We start from the raw sequence: 18,281 nt of genomic DNA, 5'->3' as shown, positions 1-18,281 counted from the left end.
AAAACCGCTTAATCGTAAAGTTTTATAGATTTTAGTAGATTAACCCTGGTCTGAGCGCCGCGCGCGTGCCATTTTCCCTCACGAATGTCGCACATAAAAATGCGCTAAATTCTGATTTTTTAATCAAAAAGTTAAGGCCGTCACAAAACTGGGTTAACCTGACTTTATTCAATCGAGGAGAACCCCCTATGGATTTAGCCCTGTTTGATCTGGATGAAACGCTGATTAGCGAGGACAGTACCGGCCTGTGGCTGCGCTGGCTGGTCTCACAAGGCTTCGCCTCCAGTGACCTGCTTGATGAAGAACAGGAATTAATGCGTCAGTACTATGCCGGAACGCTGTCCATTGACGAGTATATGCGTAAAACCCTCTCCCCTTTAGCCGGGATGGCAACGATGACGGTGGAAGGATGGGTTCGGCGCTTTATTCACCGCGATATTATGCCGCGCGTCTTTCCTGAAGCGCGGGCGCGTCTCGACTGGCATCAGGCGCGCGGAGACAGAATTATCGTCATTTCCGCCAGCGGCGAGCATCTGGTGAATCCGATTGCCAGCCAGCTTGGTGCCTGTGGCGCGCTGGCTATCGGCGTGGAAGTGGTGGATGAGCGCTACAGCGGCAATACCTATGGCACCATGACGTTTCAGCAGGGCAAAGTGAAACGGGTGGAAGAATGGAAGGCTGAGCGCCCTGCGGAACAGTACGCACATACCTGGGCCTACAGTGACTCCATGAATGACCTGCCCATGCTGGCGCAGGCCGATTATGCACACGTGATAAACCCGGCCGAGCCACTGCGCCAGGAAGCCGAAAAACGCGGCTGGCAGGTCTGCCACTGGGTCCGCTAATTTAACCGCGGGACGCGCTGGCGTCCTGCTTCAACCCTACCTTCAGCAATTTACCCTCGGCTTCATCTGTTAAGACATAAAGATAGCCATCTGGCCCCTGGCGGACATCGCGGATGCGTTCATTTCGCCCGTCCAGTAAGCGTTGCTCTTCCACCACTTTCTCGCCGTTAATGTGCAACCGAATCAGGTTCTTCTCTTTCAGCGCCCCGATAAACAGGGAGTTTTTCCACTGCGGGAAACGCGCGCTGTTATAAAAGGCCATACCACTGATCGCCGGTGAGACTTTCCAGTAAAACGCGGGCTGTTCCGTGCCCTCAACGTGCGTGCCTTTAGATTCCGGGACCTTACTGCCGTTGTAATCAATACCGTAGGTGGCCAGCGGCCAGCCATAGTTTTTGCCCTTCTGGATGATATTCACCTCATCTCCACCGCGCGGACCGTGTTCACTTTCCCACATCGTCTGTGTCCAGGGATTCAGCGCCAGCCCTTGCGGATTGCGCAGACCATAGGCCCACATTTCTGGCCGCGCGCCCTGCCTGTCAACGAAAGGATTATCTTTTGGCACGCTGCCGTCCGCGTTCAGGCGCAGCAGTTTGCCCTGAAGTTTATCGAGGTCCTGTGCGGCGCTGCTGACAAAGTTGTCGCCAAAGGCAATCCATAAAAAGCCCTGACGATCAAAGGCCAGCCGGGTCCCGATGTTGTTACCGCTTGAGAGGCGCGGCGTTTGCTGAATTACCTCATGAAAATCGGTTAACTGGCGATTATCGTTACTGAGTTTGCCGTAGCCCACCACGGCGCCGGCCTTGCCGTTGCTGTCCGCTTCGGTATAGCTGAGCCAGACGCGGCGGCTCTGCGCAAAATCGGGTGCCAGCACCACGTCCAGCAGTCCGCTCTGACGCTGCGCCCAGACCTTCGGCACGCCCTGAATCGGTTCGGACAAGCCGCTGTCTGGCCGCCAGCTGCGCAGCTGACCGGATCGTTCGGTGATCAGCAGGGTTTGATTATCCGGCAAAAACGCCACTGACCAGGGATGATCCAGCTTATCCTGGAGCACCTCAACCTTGAGTTCATCAGCCCACAGCGGGCTGGAAAAGAGTAGCGCGCCACTGAATAACAGCGGGATCGAAACACGAGACATAGCCTTCTCCTCACAGGGTGCAGTGTTGTTAAGCGTAGTCAGCGGGTCGGGGATGCTGTTAAGGATTTACAAAAGATTAAACAAGGTGTTGGCAGCAGGATGCGCAATGGCAGGCGCGGGAGAAGCCGACCGAAAAGGTATCGTGAAGAGAAGAGACCGCCCGCAGTAAGATAGCGGGCGGAAGCGGTTATTCGAAACAGGTGTCCGGGTTTTCCGCCAGTGAGATAAACTCTTTACCGCCTGGCGTCAGAGCCAGAATCGTGCCGCTTTCAATATCGTACACCCAGCCGTGCAGCCGCAGCTTACCCTGGCGTAACCCGACCGATACCGACGGGTGAGTTTTCATGTTGTTTAGCTGGGCAATCACGTTTTCCTGCACCATTTCGTTGAGTTTTTTCTCAGGCGAATCATATTCACGCTGCTCAACCACCGCTTTTGCCGCATCGGCATAACGCAGCCAGTGCTCAACGGCTGGCATCGAATCCATACAGGCACAGGAGGCGATGGCGTTCATTGCGCCACAGTTGGAGTGACCACAGATGATGATGTCAGAAACGCCCAGCGCCATGACCGCGTACTCAATGGTCGCTGACACACCGCCCGGCTCCGGGCCAAAAGAGGGCACAATGTTGCCCGCATTGCGGATAACGAACAGCTGCCCAGGTTCCTGCTGCGTCACCAGTTCCGGCACCAGACGGCTGTCTGAGCAAGAGATAAACAGCGCTTTTGGATTCTGGTTTGATGCCAGACTTTTAAAAAGCGCTTTTCTTTCGGGAAAGACTGTCTGCTGAAAACTCAGAAACCCGTTGATGATCTCTTTCATTATTTCGCTCTCACATTATCCACGTCATGATCTGAAGAAACGGTGCCTTCAGTACTTGTTAAGCGATTCATTATTAATGAAAACAAGCAAATATCAACCGAGAATCTGGGCAAAAGCCCCCAGTAAAGTCAGGATTGTTAAATATTTATTCCCTCCAGTTATTAGGTGTTTATTGGAATTTCTTTTACAGAACGGTGAGTTAGTGCTTTCCCCCCGCCCGCCTGCTCTGCCGTTTCGTCAACGGCAACCGCGCCTGACCTTTACCGGTTTTTGCGTTACTTTACGCTTAACCAATCCCTTACAGATAACGCTACAATTTTCATCACAACACAGGTAAAATCGCGCGCCATTGCTGTGCTGAACCGGAAACCACCTTATGTCCACTACGAATACACTGCCGCCGCGCGTAGGATTTGTCTCGCTTGGCTGCCCAAAAAACCTTGTCGACTCCGAGCGCATCCTGACGGAACTGCGCACCGAGGGCTATGAGGTGGTGCCACGCTATGACGATGCTGAAATCGTTATCGTCAACACCTGCGGATTTATCGACAGCGCCGTACAGGAATCTCTGGAAGCGATCGGTGAAGCCCTGAACGAAAACGGCAAGGTCATTGTGACCGGCTGTCTGGGCGCTAAAGTCGACCAGATTCGTGAGGTGCATCCAAAGGTGCTGGAGATCACCGGCCCACACAGCTATGAACAAGTGCTGTCGCATGTCCATCGCTACGTGCCAAAACCGCAGCATAACCCGTTTCTGAGCCTGGTGCCGGAACAGGGCGTGAAGCTGACGCCGCGCCATTACGCCTACCTGAAAATTTCTGAAGGCTGTAATCATCGCTGCACCTTCTGCATCATCCCTTCAATGCGTGGCGATCTCGACAGCCGGGCCATTGGTGAAGTGCTGGATGAAGCGAAGCGCCTGGTTGAAGCCGGCGTCAAAGAACTGCTGGTGATTTCGCAGGATACCTCTGCCTATGGGGTGGATGTGAAACACCGTACGGGCTTCTGGAACGGTGCGCCGGTTAAGACCAGCATGGTGAGCCTGTGTGAGCAGTTAGCGAAACTCGGCGTTTGGGTTCGCCTGCACTATGTTTACCCTTATCCGCACGTTGATGACGTCATTCCACTGATGGCGGAAGGCAAAATTCTGCCGTATCTGGATATCCCGTTACAGCATGCCAGCCCGCGCATCCTGAAGCTGATGAAACGCCCTGGCGCGGTAGAACGTACGCTGGAGCGCATTAAGCGCTGGCGTGAAATTTGTCCTGAATTAACGCTGCGCTCAACCTTTATCGTCGGCTTCCCCGGTGAAACCGAAGAAGACTTCCAGATGCTTTTGGACTTTATTAAAGAAGCCCGTCTGGATCGCGTTGGTTGCTTCCAGTACAGTCCGGTTGAGGGCGCAACGGCTAACCAACTGCCCGATCCGGTCGATGAAGCCGTTAAGCAAGCACGTTATGACCGCTTTATGCAGTTGCAGCAGCAGATCTCTGCCGAACGCCTGCAGGAAAAAGTGGGACGTGAAATTATGGTCATCATTGATGAAGTGGATGAAGAAGGCGCGATTGGTCGTAGCATGGCAGATGCGCCTGAAATCGACGGCGCCGTCTACCTGAATGGTGAAAGCAATGTTAAGCCGGGCGACGTCCTGCGCGTGAAGGTTGAACACGCGGACGAATACGATTTGTGGGCCAGCCGCGCTTAACCGTACTTCTGCTGGTGCGCTTTCTTGCGCGCCAGATAGTCATCGTCTGCACGTAACCTGTCCCAGTACGCTTTGAAAATGGCCGCCGCAGCGGCCTTTTCTTCGTCCCTGCCTCGGGGCAGCTCCTTGCCATCCGCAGCGTATTTACGGCCGCCTTTGTGGTTGCTGTAGCGACGGGCGCGGGTATAACCCATCTGGATAAATTTGCGCGCCATGTCCATCCCCACAAAGTCATCCTGCTGACGATAGGCTTCGAACAACGTCATGATTTCTTCTGCAGACGCTTTCGCCACCTCAACGGTGCGAAAACGCCAGTGCGGTAAGATTTCGTCTTTATAGGGCTGGACCATGAGCACGCCCTGCTCCCCGCGGCCAACCTGATAACGTTCAGGCTGTTTGCGAAAATCGATGGTGCTGAAGTCTTGTTCGTAATCAAAAGGTTTCATGTCTTGAGTTTAGGATCAAGTGCGTCACGTAGCCCGTCGCCAAGCAAATTAAACGCTAAAACAGTGAAAAAAATCGCCAGCGCCGGAAAAACCGCCACGTGAGGGGCGATCACCATATCGGCTCGCGCTTCGTTCAGCATCGCGCCCCACTCGGGTGTCGGCGGCTGCGCGCCCAGCCCCAAAAACGACAGGCTCGCCGCCGTGATAATCGAGGTGCCGATGCGCATGGTGAAATACACCACAATGGACGATACCGTGCCGGGTAACAGGTGGCGCAGAATGATCGTCCAGTCGGAGGCACCAATGCTTCGTGCGGACTCAATATAGGTTTGATGTTTCAACACCAATGTATTGCCGCGCACCAGACGGGCAAAGGCCGGAATACTGAAGATTGCCACGGCGATAATCACATTGCTGATACCGGTGCCCATAATGGCCACCACAGCAATGGCGAGCAGAATACCGGGGAAGGCAAACAGCACATCGCATACGCGCATGGTTATCCTGTCCCACCAGCCTTCGTAGTAGCCCGCCAGCAGGCCCGCCAGGGTGCCAATAAACGCGCCTATCGCCACGGAAACAAAACCGGCAATCAGCGAAATTCGGGTGCCCACCAACACACGACTAAAGATATCGCGCCCCAGTGAATCCACCCCAAACCAGTGCATAAGCGAAGGGCCGTCGTTCAGGCGGTCATAGTCAAAGTAATTTTCTGCGTCGAACGGCGCAATAGCCGGAGCCGTAAAGGCCAACACAATCAGCACCAGCACGAAGACGCCAGCCAGCAATGCCACGGGTTGATGGCGAAAACGCCGCCAGAATTCCCGCCACGGTGTTCTTACCCGGTTGCCGTTTAACAGCGGCATCGTTTTAAGTGCCGCTTCCCGTCGCCAGTTTTTCATCAGGTGTCCTTAAAGCGAATCGCCGGGTTAATGACGGCATATAACATATCGACAAACAGGTTAATCAGGATAAACTCCAGCGAAAACAGCAGTACCTCCGCCTGAATAACGGGATAGTCGCGCATCTGCACCGAATCCACCAGCAGACGACCCAGCCCCGGCCAGTTGAATACCACCTCGACCACAATCGAGCCGCCAAGCAGGAAACCAAACTGCAGGCCCATCATGGTGACAACCGGAATCATGGCATTACGTAACCCGTGTTTAATCACCACACGCGACTCACGCACTCCCTTGGCTCGCGCGGTGCGCATGTAATCTTCCTGCATCACCTCAACAAACGAGGCGCGGGTAAAGCGCGCCATCACGGCGGCGACCGCGGCACCCAGGGTAACAGACGGCAAAATATAGTGCTGCCAGCTATCGGCACCCACCGTGGGCAACCAGCCCAACTGCACCGAAAACACCTGCATCAGCAACATGCCCAAGGCAAACGCCGGAAAGGAAATGCCCGACACGGCCAGCGTCATTCCCAGGCGATCCGGCCAGCGATTGCGCCATACCGCAGAAACAATACCAATCTCCATCCCCAGAATCACCGCCCATACCATGCTGACTAATGTCAGCCACAGGGTCGGCATAAAACGCGCGGCAATCTCCTCTGATACCGGCCGTCTTGACACCAGCGACTGACCAAAATCCCCCTGCAGGGCATTCACGATAAAATGCCAGAACTGCAGCGGCAGCGGCTGATCCAGTCCCAGTTCCTGTCGCACCAGCGCCACAACCGTGGCATCCGCGTCCTGACCCGCAATCAGGCGCGCCGGATCGCCTGGCAGCAAGTGCACAAACATAAACACCAGCACCGCCACGATAAGCAGGGTGGGAATCAGGCCCAACAGTCGTTTAAGAAAATAGTTAAACATGTCACATCCTACACAGCAGCCAGCCGTCGTGGCTGACCTGCCCGGTATCGTCAGCGCAGCTTCAGCACGCACTGAAACAGCGGGCATCAAAAAACCCGCTCAGGTTCCAACTTTGGGCAGCGCCCAGCTGTCGACAACCTGAACGGGCGCGCCGGATTACTTCAGCTCGGCATCGTCAAAACTGAATGACGTATCCGGCATCACATAAAAGCCACTCAGGTTTTTGCTGTGGGCTGAAACCAGCTGCTCCACCACCAGTGGAATCCACGGATGATCGTTCCAGATAATATCCTGCGCATCTTTATAGCGTTCGGCTTTTTGCTTGCTGTCGGTGGTTTTCAGCGCATCCGCTAAATCTTTATCCACTTTAGGGTTGCTGTAGAAGGCCGTATTAAAGATCGCCGGTGGCCAGGCAGCCGTGGCAAACAGCGGCGTTAATGCCCAGTCAGCCTCGCCTGTAGAGGCTGACCAGCCGGTATAAAACATGCGTACGCCGCTCTCTTTCTGACCTTTGCCTTCCACTTCCGCCGCACGCTGTCCCGCATCCATCGCCGTCACTTTCACCTTAACGCCCACCTGCGCCAGCTGCTGCTGAACAAACTGCAGGACTTTCTGTGCTGTACTGTGATTGTGAGATGACCAGAGCGTGGTGTCGAACCCGTTCGGATAGCCCGCTTCTTTCAGCAAGGCTTTCGCTTTGGCGGGATCGTAAGGAATGGGTGGATAGGTTTGTGCGTACTCAATTGACGGCGGTACCACGCCGGTGGCCGGGGTGGCATAACCGGCAAACGCGACTTTGACTAATGCCTGACGGTTAATCGCGTATTCCAGCGCTTCTCGCACCTTGGGGTTATCAAACGGTTTTTGCGTCACATTCAGGCTGATATAACGCTGCATGATCGATGGCGTGGTGACAACATCAAGCTTGCTGTTTTTCTCCAGCAGTTTGGCCTGCTCATAAGGCACAGGAAAGGCAAAGTTCGCCTCGCCCGTTTGCAACATAGCCGCACGGGTATTGTTATCCACCACCGGACGCCAGGTGATGCTGTCGAGTTTTGGATAGCCTTTTTTCCAGTAGCCATCCCATTTTTTCACCTTAACAAAATCGGTCTGGTTCCAGGTCACAAGCTCAAACGGCCCGGTTCCCACCGGATGGAAACCAATGTCTTTGCCATATTTTTTCAGCGCTGCAGGCGAGATCATCACCGCGGCAGGGTGCGCCAGGTTGTTAATAAAGGCTGAAAAAGGCTGCTTGAGTGTGATTTTCACCGTCGTAGGATCGACAGCTTCAGTGCTGGCGATGTATTTGAACAGGTTATAGCGTTTTAGATGATTATCAGGATTGCTGGCGCGATCGAGGTTGGCTTTAACCGCCTCGGCATTAAAGTCGGTGCCGTCCTGAAACTGCACGCCTGAATGCAGCTTAATCGTATAGATCAGGCCGTCTTCGCTCACCTGGTAGCTGTCGGCCAGCACATTGATGCGCTTCATATCTTTATCGAAGCCGAACAGCCCCTGATAAAAGGATTTCGCTACCGCCTGTGACAAGGTGTCATTGGCATCGTAGGGATCAAGCGTGGTGAAATTAGAGGCAACGGCAATCACTGCATCCTGTGCTGCCCACGCGGGTAACGCCATTGCGCTGCTCAGTACGCCCGCAGCCAGTAACCCTTTACGCATCGTTATCTGCATTGTCTTCTCCTTGTAATCCCTGTCTGATTTGTCGCCGCAGCGACCGCTTAATTATTCAGCTCGCGCTCAGGGCGTGACGCGCCACAAAATGGCCGGGGGCCACTTCCCTGAGCGAAACCGTTTCGGGTTCATCGCCCAATGAACGAATTGGGCTGGGAATCTCATCGACTAATAAACTACGCTCGCGCTGTCGGTGCGAGGGATCGGCAATCGGCACCGCCGCCATAAGCTTTTGGGTATAGGGATGCTGCGGATGTTCAAACACCGCCTGACGCGGCCCCATCTCGACAATTTGTCCCAGATACATCACCGCCACACGGTGGCTGATGCGTTCAACGACCGCCATATCATGGGAAATAAACAGAAAGGCGATGCCAAACTCGCGCTGTAAATCGAGCATCAGGTTGATGATCTGCGCCTGAATGGAAACATCCAGCGCAGAAACCGATTCATCGGCAATCACGACTTTGGGATTGAGCGCCAGCGCCCTTGCAATGCAAATACGTTGACGCTGACCGCCGGAAAATTCATGGGGATAGCGCCTTGCGTGCTCCGGTAATAATCCCACTTTCTCCAGCAGCCACGCGACGCGCTGTTCCGCCTCACGGCGCGGCATGACCTTGTGCACCAGTAACGGCTCCATAATCGAGAAGCCGACGGTCAGGCGCGGGTCCAGCGACGCATAGGGGTCCTGAAAAATAAACTGAATATCGCGCCGTAGATGCGCCAGCGCGGGGCCTGACAGATCGTTGATACGTTGACCGTTAAAGGTGATGCTGCCGCCCTGGCTGGCAACCAGCTTCAACAGGGAGCGTCCGGTGGTGGATTTACCGCATCCGGATTCCCCTACCAGCGCCAGGGTTTCGCCCGCATAGAGGTCAAAACTGATATTTTCGACCGCGTGTACCCGCCTTGTCACCCGATTCAATAAACCTGAGCGGATATCGAAACGGGTGACCAAATTACGCACCTGTAAAATCGGTGGCTGGTCATGGCGTACGGTATTTTGCGGCTCGTCCGGCTTTTCATCACTGTCAATCAGGGGAAACTTCGCAGGGAGCGGCTGGCCCCGCATCGCCCCCAGCGCCGGGACAGCGGCAAGTAAAGCACGGGTGTAAGGCTGCTGCGGCGCGCTGAACAGCTGCACCGTCTCGGCATTCTCGACCACTTCACCGCGATACATCACCTGCACGCGGTCAGCCATTTCAGCCACCACGCCCATATCATGGGTGATAAAAATCACCCCCATCTGCATCTCTTTTTGCAGTTCACGAATCAGCTGCAGAATCTGCGCCTGAATCGTCACGTCAAGCGCCGTGGTCGGTTCATCAGCAATCAACAGCGCAGGTTTGCACGACAGCGCCATGGCAATCATCACACGCTGACGCATACCGCCTGAGAGCTGGTGAGGAAAACGCCCCAGAATATTTTGCGCGTCGGGGATGCGCACCCGATCAAGCATGCGCCGCGCTTCTGCCAGCGCCCCGGCGTGGGTTTGGCCTTGATGTAAACGAATGGATTCGGCGATCTGTTCACCCACCGAGAACACCGGATTCAGCGAGGTCATGGGTTCCTGAAAGATCATCGCCATATCGGCCCCGCGCACCTGGCGCATCTGGCCGCGCGGCAGACGCATCAGATCCCGTACCTCGCCGTTGCGGCGACGCAACATAATCTCGCCACTCACCTCACCGCCGGCCTGCTCAATCAGGCGCATCAACGCCAGCGAGGTCACGGACTTGCCCGAGCCGGACTCTCCCACCAGAGCCAGCGTCTTTCCCCGGTAAACGTCGAGTGAAAGGTGGCGCACCGCTTCCGTCACGATGCCATCGTTCTGAAAACGCACGTTGAGATCGCGTACGGCCAGTACCTGATCGTCAGTTAACAGTGTTGCGCCGGGCGGCGTGTTCTGGGCGGTCTCGCGGTCAGCTTTCACGGTAAATTGCCACCTCTGCGGCCTCATCTGCGCGGGCGAAAGCCCGGTACATGCCTTCACTGTTGAAGGGCAGCGCCACGTTGCCATCACGATCGATCGCAATCAACCCACCGCTGCCGCCTAACTCCAGCACGCTGTCGTGAATAACATTCACGCTGGCCTGTTGTAACGAGCGCCCGCCATAACGCATTTGTGCCGCCACATCGTAGGCGGCCAGCGTGCGAATAAACACTTCACCGGTGCCGGTACAGGATACGGCCACGCTGTCGTTGCTGGCATAACAACCTGCACCGGGTAACGGCGAGTCGCCAATCCGGCCCACGTGTTTATTGGTCATACCGCCGGTTGAGGTGGCGGCGGCAAGGTTACCCTCATTGTCCAGGGCGACGGCTCCCACCGTGCCGAACTTACGATCCGGATCAAGCGGATCGCCACTTTGCGCCGCGCCATCATGATCCAGCAGCGCGGTGTCGCTGCCGAGCGCGCGCTGCAGCTGCTCCCAGCGTTCGGGCGTAGAAAAGAAATCAGGTTCAACCTGTTCAAGGCCTTGCGCGCGGGCAAAATCTTCCGCGCCCGCCCCCGTTAACAGAACATGAGGGCTGTTATCTAACAGCGCACGCGCCGCCAGTATTGGATTACGAATCCGGGAAACGCCTGCGACGGCTCCGGCCTGTAACGTCCTGCCATCCATGATGCTGGCATCCAGCTCATGCGTCCCCTGCTGCGTAAACACCGCACCTTTACCGGCGTTGAATAATGGGCACTCTTCAAGCCGACGTACCGCCTCCGTCACCGTATCCAGCGCAGATGCGCCTTGAGCCAGCATGTTCTGCCCATGCGTTACAATCTCGTAAAGCGCCTGACGGTATGCCTGCTCTTTTTCTGCGCTCATCGCCGCACGGGTTATTGCCCCCGCACCACCATGAATGGCGATCGCTGCTTTAGCCATAGCGTTACCCTGTGGTTGCATCAGAAGGAAAAACACTGATTTTGAATGGTTTTAAGTCAATTTAGACCATTTTTGAATATAGAAAGCCCGCTAAAGGTTGTAAAGCGGAAACTGACATTGCGCTAATAACCTTTCGTTGTGGCTTATGCCGATGTGACTCTGAAAGGAAAAGTCACCATAATAGACAGCCATTGCAACAGACAGGCTAAGAATAGAATGGAAAGCTTTACTGCCGGACTGATTTCCCTTGAGGACGCGCAACATAAGATGCTGGCGCAGCTGACGCCCATCACAGAGTCGCTTGAGCTGACCCTGCCAGAAGCCGCCGGGCGCATCACAGCCTGCGCCATCACTTCACCGATAGACGTACCGCCCTTTAACAACGCCGCTATGGACGGTTACGCCGTCAGGCTGGCGGAGGTTGCCAGCGGACAGCCTTTGCGGGTGGCCGGTAAGGCTTTTGCCGGCGCGCCGTTTAGCGGAGAGTGGCCAGCGGGAAGCGTCATCAGAATTATGACGGGCGCGCCTGTTCCTGCCGGTTGTGACGCGGTCGTCATGCAGGAGGAAACCCGCCTGCAGGACAATAATATTGTCATCACCGCGCCGGTCAACGCCGGACAAAATATTCGACTGACGGGTGATGATATCCGTGCCGGTCATCAGGTTCTGGCGGCAGGCGTGCGCCTGGGCGCGGCCGAACTGCCCCTGCTGGCTTCGCTGGGCATCGCCACGGTAAAGGTTTTGCGTAAACTGCGCGTCGCTATTTTTTCAACTGGGGACGAGCTGCAACCTGTGGGCCAGCCCTTAGCGGCCGGGCAGATCTACGACACCAACCGCTTTGCGATTTCGCTGATGTTGCACAAGCTGGGATGCGAGGTCATCGATCTCGGCATTATTAAAGACGATCCCACTGCACTGCGTAGCACCTTTACTGAAGCCGATCGCCAGGCTGATGTGGTCATCAGCACCGGCGGCGTCTCGGTGGGTGAAGCCGACTTTACCAAATCGATGCTGGAAGAGCTGGGGGTGATTAGCTTCTGGAAGCTGGCGATGAAACCCGGTAAACCTTTTGCTTTTGGCCGCCTGGCGAACAGTTGGTTCTGCGGCCTTCCCGGCAATCCGGTTTCTGCCGTCGTGACCTTTTATCAACTGGTGCAACCGCTGCTGGCCACCCTGACGGGGCAAACCGCCTCTGCTCTGCCCGCTCGCCTGCGCGTACGTACGGCGACCGCGTTGAAAAAATCGCCCGGTCGACTGGATTTTCAGCGCGGCGTTCTGCGTCAGAATAGCCAGGGTGAGCCAGAGGTGATCAGCACCGGTGCGCAGGGCTCCCACGTTTACAGTTCTTTTTCTCAGGCCAATTGCTTTATTGTACTGGAACGCGAGCGCGGCCCGGTTGCAGCAGGTGAATGGGTGGACGTCGAACCCTTTAACCCGCTGCTGGAGGGATAATGTTGCCCGAACTGAGCCACGACGAGATGCTGCGCTACAACCGACAGATTGTGTTGCGTGGTTTTGACTTTGACGGTCAGGAAACCTTAAAGGCCAGCCACGTGCTGGTCGTGGGGATGGGCGGTTTAGGCTGTGCAGCCTCGCCCTATCTGGCAGCGGCGGGCGTGGGGAATCTTTCGCTACTGGACTTTGATACGGTATCACTCTCTAATTTGCAGCGACAGATTTTGCATCATGATGCGGATATTGGTCGCAACAAGGTGGAATCGGCCCGTGAAAGCCTGGCGGCCATTAATCCTCACTGTCAGCTGCATCCTGTGCACGGCCAACTGGACGATGAGGCACTCAAGGCGCTTATCGCCCAGCAGCAGGTGGTCGTGGACTGCACGGACAATGTGGTGGTGCGCGAGCAAATCAACCGGTTGTGTTATCAGTTGAAAGTGCCGCTCGTATCGGGTGCGGCGATCCGTATGGAAGGTCAGCTCAGCGTGTTTGACTGGCAACCCGGTGCGCCCTGTTACCGCTGCATCAGCCGTTTGTTTGGATCTCAGGTGCTGAGCTGTGTGGAAGCGGGCGTCATGGCGCCGCTGGTGGGCGTGGTGGGTGCAATGCAGGCGATGGAAACCCTCAAGCTGCTGACGCACTTCGGCTCTCCTGCTCGCTCACGTTTGCTGATGTACGATGCGCTGAGCGCTGAGTTTCGCACCATGAAGGTATCGCAGGACCCCGAGTGTGAAGTGTGCGGTCATCATGATTGAGCCGTTAATTGATAGGGTTCATGCGTAAAGCGGAGGGGGCTGCAGGTCAGGTAAAGAAAGGATGTTAAGCCGGATCGTCGCAGGCAATCCCACCTGACGCACAGACCCAAACGATAACGGGGTAGCTATCGCTACCCCGTTATGTTTATACGATGCCCTGACTGCGCAGGTAATCTTCGTAATTACCGGTGAAGTCCACAATACGATCGGCTTTCATCTCTATCACGCGCGTCGCCAGTGAACTCACGAACTCACGGTCGTGAGAAACGAAAATCAACGTTCCTTCATACATTTCCAGCGCCATATTTAATGACTCAATGGATTCCATATCAAGGTGGTTGGTTGGTTCGTCCATAATCAGGATATTGGGCTTTTCCATCATCAGCTTGCCAAACAGCATGCGCCCTTTCTCACCCCCGGACAGCACTTTGGCGGGCTTTTTAATATCGTCCTGTGAAAACAACAGACGGCCAAGGATGCCACGTACGGCCTGCTCATCATCGCCCTGCTGTTTCCACTGGCTCATCCAGTCAAATACCGTCAGGTCGTCGGCAAAATCGTCTGCGTGATCCTGGGCGTAATAACCAATCTTGGCATTTTCAGACCATTTAACGCTGCCGCTTTCCGGCGTCAGTTCGCCGACCAGGGTTTTTAACAGGGTGGATTTACCAATACCGTTAGCCCCTAATATCGCCAGTTTTTCACCGACTTCCAGCAGCAGATTTAAATTTTTAAACAGTGGACCATTATCAAACCCTTTGGTGATCGCTTCGACTTCCAGCGCATTACGGAACAGTTTCTTGTCCTGCTCAAATCGAATAAAGGGGTTCTGACGACTGGAGGCTTTGACCTCTTCCAGCTTTATTTTGTCCATCTGTTTGGCACGTGATGTCGCCTGGCGCGATTTAGAGGCGTTAGCACTAAAACGGCTGACAAAGGATTGCAGATCGGCAATTTGTGCTTTTTTCTTGGCATTGTCCGATAACAGTCGCTCGCGCGCCTGGGTGGCAGCGGTCATATATTCATCATAATTACCGGAATAAACACGCAGCTCACCGTAGTCCAAATCGGCCATGTGGGTACAGACCATATTGAGGAAGTGACGGTCATGCGAAATGATAATCATGGTGCTGTCGCGTTCGTTTAACACCTGCTCCAGCCAACGAATGGTATCGATATCCAGGTTGTTGGTCGGTTCGTCCAGCAGCAAAATATCAGGATTAGAGAACAATGCCTGTGCCAGAAGAACACGTAATTTAAAGCCCGGTGCAATTTCGCTCATCGGGCCATAATGCTGCTCTACCGGAATACCCACACCAAGTAATAACTCACCCGCACGCGGTTCAGCACTGTAACCATCCATTTCACCATACAGGACTTCAAGGTCAGCGACTTTGTAGCCTTCCTCTTCCGTCATTTCGGGTAACGAATAAATACGGTCACGTTCCTGCTTCACTTCCCATAATTCATGGTGCCCCATGATTACCGTATCCAGCACGCTATATTCTTCGAAGGCAAACTGATCCTGGCGTAATTTACCAATACGTTCATTGGGATCGTAAGAGACATTGCCGCCCGATGGCACCAAATCGCCACCCAAAATCTTCATGAAGGTGGATTTTCCGCTGCCGTTCGCACCGATTAAACCGTAACGATTACCGCCGCCAAATTTTACGGAGATATTTTCGAACAGTGGCTTGCTGCCAAACTGCATGGTGATATTGCTGCTAACTAACACGGCATTGACCTTAGTGAAGAGAGTGGATGGAAAAACGGCGGCTATTATGCCAGATGTGACGTAGCGCACGCCAGCCTCCGGCAAGGATTGCCTGAATGCCCCTTGAAAACGCGACGCTTTTAATTATTGCCCCTGCCGATTTTCGCCTGCTCAGCACCGCGCAAACGCAAGCTGCGGTGGCATTCGTTGACGGCACGGCTTCTGCCTGGCCCAACAGGCGATTAATTAACAGGCCGATGCCAGAAATAGTCAGAGAGTACAAAGGGGTTTTTTAAATAAAAAAAGCCGGAGACATAAATGTCTCCGGCTACCGCTTACAAGGATTGTGTCGATTAATCGATCAGGAAACTGTCCAGGCTTTTACCTTCATCCAGCGCTTTTTTAATTGCCGCTGGGGTACGGCCCTGGCCGGTCCATGATTTCTTCTCACCGTTTTCATCGGTATAAGAATATTTAGCCGGACGTGGCGCACGCTTAGTGCGTTTTTTACCCTGCTCCAGGGCACCTAATAATTCATTAGGATCGATGCCGTCAGCCAGCAGCATTTCGCGATATTTAGATAACTTCTCTTCTTTTTCACGATTCTGTTGTTCTTCAGCATGGGCTTCTTCACGGCGTTCAGTTACAACGACCGTCAATTTCTCAAGAATTTCTTCCAGATCGCTCAGTGGCAGTTCACGAGCCTGGGCACGTAATGTGCGAATGTTGTTTAGAACTTTAAATGCGTCACTCATCACAATATCCTTGATTAAGGGGGTTTAATTAAACTGTAGCGACAAGATTACCTAATTCAAATAAAAAAATAAATTAATTTATTACTACAGATAATTCCGATAGGTTTTTTAAATGCCCGTGAAGTATTCAGGATGCTTATGTGGAGAGATTATTAACCACTAATTAACACTAAATAGCGGCTATCCCCGCACAATGTAAACGATTTCATTGATTACGCTTACTGCATGAATCATGCCTCAGATTTTATAACGTTCTTGCCGGTTATTTTTATCATCCTCAACGAATTTGGATTAAATGCCTTGCCCGGCTGCCCGTTTTTCTTGCCGTCGCCAGAGTGAATTCCACTGAAATAGCCAGCGTATAACGGGGGATTTATCCCGTGGCTCGCGGATAATAGCGGGGTTAATTTTTCTAACTACGTTGATTATGCCGCCCTTCTCTGGCGTGTTGCTGACATAAAAGCACGTGGGCGCGTCAGACAGAAGATAAAGGGCTGGCAGGTCTGGCACTCACACCCGCCGCGCATTTTTTTGCTGGGTAACGTTGTAAAGATAAATAGCAGAGGCTATTTCGGATGCGGATTATCACGGGACTGCACAGGGAAGTTTGATGATTTTTATTTGACGATGTAACGCATAAATAATACATCGCGGGTATCAGTACGGCTTTTTTCCGGCCGTGTCCCGTTACAGGGCCACGGCCAGACCGGTTAATTCACCTGCGTTGCCGGACCAAATACGTCGTACTGCGGCAGTTGCACGTTCTGGTAGGTTTCCCAGCCACCGCCTAACGCTTTGTACAGGGCGACAAGATCCAGTCCACTTTGCATGCGCGCCTGAGTAGCCTGTTCCTGCGCCTGCGCCAGTTGGCGCTGGGCATCAAGTACCTCAAGGAAAGTCGATAATCCCTGGCGATAGCTGTCACTGGCGAGATCGAAGGTGCGTTGCAGCGCGCCAGTGGTTTCATCCAGTGCGGTGACGCGCTGCTGGTCGGCACGGTAACTGACCAGGGCATTTTCCACATCCTGCAGAGCCGTCAGCACCGTCTGACGATAGTTGAGTGCCGCGTTGGCCTGCTGAGCACGCGCCAGCTTCACGCTTGAAACCAATCTTCCACCCTGGAAAATGGGAATGGATAACGATGGCCCCACGCTGTAGAAATGGCTGCTCCAGTCGTCAAGGTAACTCACGTCAGTGTTACGGACACCCAACTGACCGGTCAGCGACAGACTGGGGAACAGCTGGGCGACAGAAACGCCAATCTCGGCGGTTTGAGCATGAAGTGTGGCTTCTGCCTGACGAATATCAGGACGACGTCGTGCCAGCGTAGACGGAATGCCGACAGAGACAAACGCGGGTAATGTGGGCAGCGCTTTCGGCTCACTCAGTTCGGCATCCAGCGCACCCGGCGTTTTACCCAGCAGTACAGCGAGACCGTTCATCGCCTGGCGCGTTTGTGCCTGATACTGCGGCAACTGCGCCTGCAGGCTGCTTAACTGCGCCCGGGCATTTTCCACATTGGTCACCGGTGCCAGGCCGTTACGCTGCTGGCTTTCCGTCAACTGCCAGGTCTGATCGGCCACGGCAATCTGTTGTTGCAGCGTGTTTACCGTTGCCTGCGCGCCGCGCAGTTGAAGCCATGCGCGCACCACTTCCGCTTCGAGCGACACCAGTGCGTCGTTGCGCTGCTCAATAGCCGCCTGCTGCTGGGCATTGGCTGACTCCACCTGGCGCCGCACTTTGCCCCACAGATCCAGTTCCCAACTGGCGTCGAAACTGCCCTGATACAAGGTGACCGGTTGCGTCAGCCCGTTCAGCTGGCTGGCAACGTTGCTGTCGAGCTGGTCGGCACCGTTCGCTTTCAGCAGCCCTTCCAGCCCCAGTTGCTGTCGCGTGACCTTGGCTGAACCGTTAAGGCTGGGAAATAATCCGCCCTGCGCCTGCGATAGTTGCTCACGCGCGCCGGCAATCCGCAATACCGTCTGTTGTAAGGACAGATTACCTTCGATAGCGCGTGCAATCAGGCTGTCGAGTTGCGGGTCCTTAAAGTTATGCCACCAGCGTGAATCCACCGCTGACGTTTGTGGCTTCGAATTTTCCTGCGAATCCAGGGCATGATAGCTGCCCGGCATCTGGGGCTTAGGTGCCTGATAGTCCGGGCCGACACTGCAGCCCGCCAGCGCTAACACCAGCATCAGGTTGAGCGGATTCAGGCGATGCGTACTCATAACTTTCAT

Annotated in this window: 16 protein-coding genes; 5 read left to right on the top strand and 11 right to left on the bottom strand. The window is 54.5% G+C overall.

Features of this window, described 5'->3' with window-relative positions:
• Nucleotides 1–188: 188 nt before the first annotated feature.
• Nucleotides 189–845: an HAD family hydrolase gene (locus tag CMR03_RS17810; RefSeq protein ID WP_063878904.1), complete on the top strand. Its 657-nt coding sequence runs from the start codon at nt 189–191 to the stop codon at nt 843–845.
• Nucleotide 846: 1 nt separating this feature from the next.
• On the opposite strand, the gene CMR03_RS17805 is transcribed toward CMR03_RS17810, so the two are convergent.
• Complete coding sequence (locus tag CMR03_RS17805; protein WP_096012198.1) at nt 847–1,983, bottom strand: PQQ-dependent sugar dehydrogenase; 1,137 nt, start codon at nt 1,981–1,983, stop codon at nt 847–849.
• Between the two features lie 187 nt (nt 1,984–2,170).
• Nucleotides 2,171–2,806: a carbonic anhydrase gene (locus CMR03_RS17800; RefSeq protein WP_013025190.1), complete on the bottom strand. Its 636-nt coding sequence runs from the start codon at nt 2,804–2,806 to the stop codon at nt 2,171–2,173.
• A 376-nt stretch (nt 2,807–3,182) separates the two neighbouring features.
• Here CMR03_RS17800 and rimO point away from each other — a divergent pair, with 376 nt between their 5' ends.
• Nucleotides 3,183–4,511, top strand: coding sequence for a 30S ribosomal protein S12 methylthiotransferase RimO (rimO, locus tag CMR03_RS17795; protein ID WP_063878902.1), 1,329 nt, complete (start codon nt 3,183–3,185; stop codon nt 4,509–4,511).
• Here the strand turns inward: rimO and CMR03_RS17790 are convergent.
• Genes CMR03_RS17790 through gsiC form a run of 3 tightly spaced genes read right to left on the bottom strand, consistent with a single transcriptional unit; the run spans nt 4,508 to nt 6,785 of the window.
• A complete protein-coding gene (locus CMR03_RS17790; RefSeq protein ID WP_063878901.1) occupies nt 4,508–4,957 on the bottom strand; it encodes a DUF4385 domain-containing protein in 450 nt (149 codons plus the stop codon). The genes rimO and CMR03_RS17790 overlap by 4 nt on opposite strands.
• Nucleotides 4,954–5,859 carry a glutathione ABC transporter permease GsiD gene (gene gsiD / locus CMR03_RS17785; RefSeq protein ID WP_063878900.1) on the bottom strand — a complete coding sequence of 302 codons (906 nt, stop codon included), beginning with the start codon at nt 5,857–5,859 and terminating at the stop codon, nt 4,954–4,956. The genes CMR03_RS17790 and gsiD overlap by 4 nt, the downstream gene beginning before the upstream one ends.
• Nucleotides 5,859–6,785: a glutathione ABC transporter permease GsiC gene (gsiC, locus tag CMR03_RS17780; protein ID WP_096012197.1), complete on the bottom strand. Its 927-nt coding sequence runs from the start codon at nt 6,783–6,785 to the stop codon at nt 5,859–5,861. Before gsiC ends, gsiD begins: the two co-directional genes overlap by 1 nt.
• Here gsiC and CMR03_RS25275 point away from each other — a divergent pair.
• On the top strand, nt 6,784–6,927 hold the full coding sequence (locus CMR03_RS25275; protein ID WP_167385758.1) for a hypothetical protein: 144 nt from the start codon (nt 6,784–6,786) through the stop codon (nt 6,925–6,927). The two genes, gsiC and CMR03_RS25275, sit on opposite strands and share 2 nt — an antisense overlap.
• A gap of 14 nt (nt 6,928–6,941) precedes the next feature.
• On the opposite strand, the gene gsiB is transcribed toward CMR03_RS25275, so the two are convergent.
• From gsiB to CMR03_RS17765, 3 genes are read right to left on the bottom strand one after another with little or no spacing between them, the layout of a single operon-like run.
• On the bottom strand, nt 6,942–8,477 hold the full coding sequence (gsiB, locus tag CMR03_RS17775; RefSeq protein WP_096012196.1) for a glutathione ABC transporter substrate-binding protein GsiB: 1,536 nt from the start codon (nt 8,475–8,477) through the stop codon (nt 6,942–6,944).
• A gap of 55 nt (nt 8,478–8,532) precedes the next feature.
• Nucleotides 8,533–10,440 carry a dipeptide ABC transporter ATP-binding protein gene (locus CMR03_RS17770; protein WP_371873583.1) on the bottom strand — a complete coding sequence of 636 codons (1,908 nt, stop codon included), beginning with the start codon at nt 10,438–10,440 and terminating at the stop codon, nt 8,533–8,535.
• Complete coding sequence (locus CMR03_RS17765) at nt 10,403–11,362, bottom strand: isoaspartyl peptidase/L-asparaginase family protein (RefSeq protein WP_096012195.1); 960 nt, start codon at nt 11,360–11,362, stop codon at nt 10,403–10,405. Before CMR03_RS17765 ends, CMR03_RS17770 begins: the two co-directional genes overlap by 38 nt.
• A 216-nt stretch (nt 11,363–11,578) precedes the next feature.
• On the opposite strand from CMR03_RS17765, the gene moeA reads away from it, so the two are divergent.
• Entirely contained in the window at nt 11,579–12,814 is a 1,236-nt protein-coding gene (moeA, locus tag CMR03_RS17760; RefSeq protein ID WP_096012194.1) for a molybdopterin molybdotransferase MoeA, read from the top strand.
• The gene (moeB, locus tag CMR03_RS17755; protein WP_096012193.1) at nt 12,814–13,572 is read left to right on the top strand and encodes a molybdopterin-synthase adenylyltransferase MoeB; all 759 of its coding nucleotides are present in this window, start codon (nt 12,814–12,816) and stop codon (nt 13,570–13,572) included. Before moeA ends, moeB begins: the two co-directional genes overlap by 1 nt.
• Nucleotides 13,573–13,717: 145 nt before the next feature.
• On the opposite strand, the gene CMR03_RS17750 is transcribed toward moeB, so the two are convergent.
• From CMR03_RS17750 to CMR03_RS17735, 3 genes are all read right to left on the bottom strand, one after another.
• Nucleotides 13,718–15,310 carry an ABC-F family ATPase gene (locus CMR03_RS17750; RefSeq protein ID WP_063878894.1) on the bottom strand — a complete coding sequence of 531 codons (1,593 nt, stop codon included), beginning with the start codon at nt 15,308–15,310 and terminating at the stop codon, nt 13,718–13,720.
• 332 nt (nt 15,311–15,642) lie between these two features.
• Complete coding sequence (locus tag CMR03_RS17740; protein ID WP_014606234.1) at nt 15,643–16,044, bottom strand: H-NS family histone-like protein; 402 nt, start codon at nt 16,042–16,044, stop codon at nt 15,643–15,645.
• Nucleotides 16,045–16,754: 710 nt separating this feature from the next.
• Nucleotides 16,755–18,281 carry an efflux transporter outer membrane subunit gene (locus tag CMR03_RS17735; protein ID WP_096012191.1) on the bottom strand — a complete coding sequence of 509 codons (1,527 nt, stop codon included), beginning with the start codon at nt 18,279–18,281 and terminating at the stop codon, nt 16,755–16,757.

The organism is Pantoea allii (assembly GCF_002307475.1).
GTDB classification, from domain to species: Bacteria; Pseudomonadota; Gammaproteobacteria; order Enterobacterales; family Enterobacteriaceae; genus Pantoea; species Pantoea allii.
Note: the sequence above shows the minus strand (reverse complement) of the source record. Positions and strands in the feature narration are given on the sequence as shown.

Excerpts from the sequence above, each read along its gene's own strand:
- moeB (WP_096012193.1), top strand. The coding sequence starts at position 12,814 with ATGTTGCCCGAACTGAGCCACGACGAGATGCTGCGCTACAACCGACAG.
- gsiC (WP_096012197.1), bottom strand. The coding sequence starts at position 6,785 with ATGTTTAACTATTTTCTTAAACGACTGTTGGGCCTGATTCCCACCCTG.
- CMR03_RS17770 (WP_371873583.1), bottom strand. The coding sequence starts at position 10,440 with ATGAGGCCGCAGAGGTGGCAATTTACCGTGAAAGCTGACCGCGAGACC.
- rimO (WP_063878902.1), top strand. The coding sequence starts at position 3,183 with ATGTCCACTACGAATACACTGCCGCCGCGCGTAGGATTTGTCTCGCTT.
- gsiD (WP_063878900.1), bottom strand. The coding sequence starts at position 5,859 with ATGAAAAACTGGCGACGGGAAGCGGCACTTAAAACGATGCCGCTGTTA.
- CMR03_RS25275 (WP_167385758.1), top strand. The coding sequence starts at position 6,784 with ATGTCACATCCTACACAGCAGCCAGCCGTCGTGGCTGACCTGCCCGGT.
- CMR03_RS17740 (WP_014606234.1), bottom strand. The coding sequence starts at position 16,044 with ATGAGTGACGCATTTAAAGTTCTAAACAACATTCGCACATTACGTGCC.
- CMR03_RS17790 (WP_063878901.1), bottom strand. The coding sequence starts at position 4,957 with ATGAAACCTTTTGATTACGAACAAGACTTCAGCACCATCGATTTTCGC.
- CMR03_RS17800 (WP_013025190.1), bottom strand. The coding sequence starts at position 2,806 with ATGAAAGAGATCATCAACGGGTTTCTGAGTTTTCAGCAGACAGTCTTT.
- moeA (WP_096012194.1), top strand. The coding sequence starts at position 11,579 with ATGGAAAGCTTTACTGCCGGACTGATTTCCCTTGAGGACGCGCAACAT.
- gsiB (WP_096012196.1), bottom strand. The coding sequence starts at position 8,477 with ATGCAGATAACGATGCGTAAAGGGTTACTGGCTGCGGGCGTACTGAGC.
- CMR03_RS17805 (WP_096012198.1), bottom strand. The coding sequence starts at position 1,983 with ATGTCTCGTGTTTCGATCCCGCTGTTATTCAGTGGCGCGCTACTCTTT.
- CMR03_RS17735 (WP_096012191.1), bottom strand. The coding sequence starts at position 18,281 with ATGAAAGTTATGAGTACGCATCGCCTGAATCCGCTCAACCTGATGCTG.
- CMR03_RS17810 (WP_063878904.1), top strand. The coding sequence starts at position 189 with ATGGATTTAGCCCTGTTTGATCTGGATGAAACGCTGATTAGCGAGGAC.
- CMR03_RS17765 (WP_096012195.1), bottom strand. The coding sequence starts at position 11,362 with ATGGCTAAAGCAGCGATCGCCATTCATGGTGGTGCGGGGGCAATAACC.